This is a genomic window from Actinomadura sp. 7K507 (assembly GCF_004348425.1).
Lineage (GTDB): Bacteria > Actinomycetota > Actinomycetes > Streptosporangiales > Streptosporangiaceae > Spirillospora.
Genome location: NZ_SMKK01000409.1, coordinates 1 through 4,297 on the forward strand (window position 1 = coordinate 1; position 4,297 = coordinate 4,297).

The window sequence follows — 4,297 nt, forward strand, 5'->3', positions numbered from 1 at the left end:
GAGTATCGCTTCGAGGAGGCCGGTCCGGGAGCCGAAGTGGTAGGTGATGGCGGAGTCGTTGCCTTGTCCGGCGAGGGCGACGATGTCGCGGGTGCGGGCGGCGTCGATGCCGTGGGCGGCGAAGAGGCGGGCTCCGGCGCGCTGGAGGCGTTCCCTGGTGGCGCTTGCGTCTTTCGGCACACCGATGATACTAACAGGGGGCGTTAATAACGGCGGTCGTTATACCTCGGGAGGCCCGGCGCCATGACGGACGTCTACGACCCGTTCGATCCCGGTTTCCAGGCCGACCCCTATCCCGCCTACCGCCGCCTCCGCGACGAGGCCCCGGTCCACCAGCACGAAACCCCGTCGTTCTGGGCCCTGTCCCGCTTCGAGGACATCTGGCAAGCGACACGGGACGCAGAGACGTTCTCGTCCGCCCAAGGCCTGACGTTCTACCCGGACGAGATAGGCACACTGGGCCTGGCCCCCACGATCGTGATGCTCGACCCACCACGCCACACCGTCCTGCGGCGCCTGATCAGCCACGGCTTCACCCCACGCCGGACCGCGGCCCTGGAAGACCGGCTACGCGAATTCGTGCGTTCCCGCATAGCCCTGCTGGAACGCCGCCAGGCCGATGGCGAGACCCCCGACCTGCACAGCGACTTCTCCTCCCCCCTCCCCACCTTCGCCCTAGCGCACCTCCTCGGTGTCCCCGAGTCCGACCGGGCGCGGTTCGACCCGTGGGTGAGCGCGCTGACGACCTTGCAGGACGACGGCTTCGACCTGAAGGCGATGAGGGGCGGCGCGGCCGAGGCGGTGGCCGAGATGTTCGCCTACTTCACCGATGTGATCGCCGCACGCCGCGCCGACCCGTCCGACGACCTGATCAGCGCCCTGACCGCGGCCGAGGCGGACGGGGAGCGCCTCACCGACTGGGACGTCCTCGGGTTCTGCTTCGTGATGGTCGCGGGCGGCAACGACACGACCGGCAATCTGATCTCGCACGGGGTGGCGCTGCTGGACGGCGACCACGCGCAGCGGGAGCGTCTCGCCGCCGACCCGTCCCTGATCCCGAACGCGCTGATGGAGTTCCTGCGCCTGGAGGGCTCGGTCCAGGCGCTGGGCCGCACGACGACACGGCCCGTCACCCTCCACGGGACGGAGATCCCGGCGGGCGAGAAGGTGATGATGCTGTACGGGTCGGCGAACCGCGACGAGCGAGAGTTCGGCCCGTCCGCCGCCGACCTGGACATCACCCGTGACATCCCCCGCCACCTGGGCTTCTCCAGCGGCGTGCACTTCTGCATCGGCTCCCACCTGGCCAAGCTCCAGGCCCGCGTCGCCTTCGAGGAACTCCTCCGGGCCCATCCGACCATCGGCGTCGACACAGAGAACGCCGAGCGGATCGCGTCCCCCTTCACCCGCGGCTGGGTATCGCTCCCGGTCACGGGCCTTTAAGGCAAGTGCGGGTAACCCATGTGCGGGTACCGGTAGTCGGTCGCCGGGACGAACGTCTCCTTGATGGACCGCGGCGACGTCCAGCGCAGCAGGTTGAACACGGATCCGGCCTTGTCGTTGGTACCGGACGCCCGCGCGCCGCCGAACGGCTGCTGCCCGACGACCGCGCCGGTGGGCTTGTCGTTGATGTAGAAGTTGCCGGCCGCGTACCGGAGCACTTCGGCGGTGCGCGCGGCCGCGGCCCGGTCATCGGCGATCACGGCGCCGGTGAGCGCGTACGCCGACACGGATTCCATCTGGGCGAGCATCTCCTCGTACCGCTGGTCCTCGTACACGTGAACGCCCAGGATGGGGCCGAAGTACTCGTCCCGGAAGATCTCGTTGGTGGGCTCACCCGAAACCAGTACGGTCGGCCGGACGAAGTACCCGACCGAGTCGTCATAGGTCCCGCCGGCCACCACCTCCACGTCCGGGTCGGCGTGGGCCCGGTCGATGGCCGCCTTGTTCTTGGCGAAGGCCCGCTCGTCGATCACGGCGCCCATGAAGTGGGACAGATCGGCAACGTCGCCCACACCGAGCCCGTCGACCTCGGCGGCCAGCGCCTCCCGGAACCCGCCGTCCCAGATCGACCGCGGGATGTACGCCCGCGACGCGGCGGAGCACTTCTGCCCCTGGTACTCGAACGCCCCCCGCACCAGCGCGGTCTTCAGCACACCCGGGTCAGCCGAAGGATGGGCGACGACGAAGTCCTTGCCGCCCGTCTCCCCCACGACCCGCGGATACCCGCGGAACGTCTCGATGTTGTTCCCTACCGCCTTCCACAGTTTCCGGAACGTCGCGGTCGACCCGGTGAAGTGAACCCCCGCAAGCTCAGGATGGGCGAACACCGCATCGGACACCGCCAGCCCATCCCCCGTCACCAGGTTGATGACACCGGGCGGCAGCCCAGCCTCCTCCAGCAGCCGCATGAGCAGGACGGCCGAGTACGTCTGCGCCGGGGACGGCTTCCACACCACCACGTTGCCCATCAAGGCGGGCGCGGTCGGCAGGTTCGCGGCGATCGCGGTGAAGTTGAACGGCGTGACCGCGTAGACGAAACCCTCCAGCGGCCGGTGGTCGGACCGGTTCCACACACCGTCGCCGCTGATCGGCTGCTCGGCGAGGATCCGCCGCGCGTAGTGCACGTTGAACCGCCAGAAGTCGACCAGCTCGCACGGGCTGTCGATCTCCGCCTGCTGGACGGTCTTGGACTGCCCGAGCATCGTCGCGGCCAGCAGCGTCTCCCGCCACGGCCCGGACAGCAGGTCGGCGGCCCGCAGGAAGATCGCTGCCCGGTCGTCGAACGCAAGCGCCCGCCACGCCGGGGCTGCCTCCAGGGCGGCCGTGACGGCGTCGCGCGCGTCGTCCCCGGTCGCGGTCCCGAACGTCCCGAGGACGGACGCGTGCCGGTGCGGCTGCACGACCGCGACCTTCGTCCCGCCGCCGAGCCGCCGCCGTCCCCCGATCGTCATGGGCAGGTCCACCGGCGTCTCGGCGGTCAGCTCGGCGAGCCGGGCCTCCACCCGGGCCCGCTCGGCGCTGCCCGGCGCGTACCCGCGCACCGGCTCGTTCACCGGCGTAGGAACGTTGGTCACGGCGTCCATGAAAAGGATCCCTCCCGAAGCGAACGGAGAAAGAAGACGAGGTTGGCGGGACGCTCGGCCAGGCGCCGCATGAAGTAGCCGTACCAATCAGCTCCATACGGGACATAGACGCGCATCCGATGGGATTGCGCGAGCCGCCGCTGCTCACCAGCGCGAACCCCGTAGAGCATCTGGAACTCGTATGAACCAGGCGGCCGCCCGGCGGCCAGCGCCGACGCGATCTCGACGATCCGCGGGTCATGGCTCCCGACCATCGGATACCCGTCACCGCGCATCAGCGTCCGCAGCCCCCGCACGTAGGCACGGTCGACCTCGGCCCTCCGCTGGAAGGCCACTGAAGCCGGCTCGGCGTAGGCACCCTTGACCAGCCGGACCCGCGCCCCCGCCAGCTCCCGGAGATCACCTTCACTACGCCGCAGCATCGCCTGGATCGCGACCCCCACCCACGGGAAGTCGGCGCGTAGCAGCCCGAAGATCTCCAGCGTGGAGTCGACCGTCGTGTGGTCCTCCATGTCGAGCGTGACCGTCATGCCGGCCCGCCCCGCCGCGGCACAGATCTCCCGAGCGTGATCAAGAGCGAGATCATCCACCCGCCCAAGAGCGGACAGCTTCACCGAGGCGTCCGCGCCACCCGCGAGCCCCCACTCCCCCAGAACGGAGAACATCCGCAGATAGGCATCCCTGGTGGCCTGCGCCTGCCCCCGATCCCGGGCGTCCTCTCCCAGATGATCAAGGGTGACCGCCAGTCCCCCGGCCCCCAACTCCCGGACGACACCCACCACCGCGTCCAGATCGTCACCGGCGACGAACCGGTCGACGACACCCCGGGTCAGAGGCACGGATGTCACCAGACCACGAACCCGCCGGCTCCTCGCGGCCGCCAGCAGAACAGGACTGAGCACCGGACCCTCCAACGCCGAAGAACACCAAGCACGCTAGAAGCACCCCACTCAAACCCCATACAGTCAAATGCCACACCCAAGCACCAGATTTTTCATACAAACGTACGAAGGACGCCGATGACCCTCCAGGAGATAGCGGAACACGCGGCCGACCTCCTCCACGCCCCCGCCACCCTGGAGGACCGCGACTTCCACCTGATCGCCTACGCCGCCCACGGCGACACCATCGACCCCGTCCGGATGGACTCGATCCTGCATCGCCGTGCGACCACTGCCGTCCGCACCCGCTTCGAGAGCCACGGCATCGCC

The 4,297-nt window shown here is 69.4% G+C and carries 4 protein-coding genes and 1 pseudogene; 2 read left to right on the forward strand and 3 right to left on the reverse strand.

Going from position 1 to position 4,297, the window contains the following annotated elements; all coding sequences use genetic code 11:
- Window positions 1–180: TetR family transcriptional regulator (locus E1285_RS43510; RefSeq protein ID WP_132160760.1), on the reverse strand; the 180-nt coding region annotated here is incomplete at its 3' end.
- Between the two features lie 63 nt (window positions 181–243).
- Here E1285_RS43510 and E1285_RS43515 point away from each other — a divergent pair.
- Window positions 244–1,443, forward strand: coding sequence for a cytochrome P450 (locus tag E1285_RS43515; RefSeq protein ID WP_132160761.1), 1,200 nt, complete (start codon window positions 244–246; stop codon window positions 1,441–1,443).
- On the opposite strand, the gene pruA is transcribed toward E1285_RS43515, so the two are convergent.
- Window positions 1,440–3,086: an L-glutamate gamma-semialdehyde dehydrogenase gene (gene pruA / locus E1285_RS43520; RefSeq protein ID WP_132160762.1), complete on the reverse strand. Its 1,647-nt coding sequence runs from the start codon at window positions 3,084–3,086 to the stop codon at window positions 1,440–1,442. The two genes, E1285_RS43515 and pruA, sit on opposite strands and share 4 nt — an antisense overlap.
- Window positions 3,074–3,988, reverse strand: a complete 915-nt coding sequence (locus E1285_RS43525) for a proline dehydrogenase family protein (RefSeq protein WP_132160763.1) — start codon at window positions 3,986–3,988, stop codon at window positions 3,074–3,076. The genes pruA and E1285_RS43525 overlap by 13 nt, the downstream gene beginning before the upstream one ends.
- Before the next feature lie 117 nt (window positions 3,989–4,105).
- On the opposite strand from E1285_RS43525, the pseudogene E1285_RS43530 reads away from it, so the two are divergent.
- A pseudogene (locus E1285_RS43530) lies at window positions 4,106–4,297 on the forward strand (PucR family transcriptional regulator); the annotation flags it as partial.

What these genes read in the sequence shown, in the direction of transcription:
- pruA (WP_132160762.1), bottom strand. Translation starts at nt 3,086, where the DNA reads ATGGACGCCGTGACCAACGTTCCTACGCCGGTGAACGAGCCGGTGCGC.
- E1285_RS43515 (WP_132160761.1), top strand. Translation starts at nt 244, where the DNA reads ATGACGGACGTCTACGACCCGTTCGATCCCGGTTTCCAGGCCGACCCC.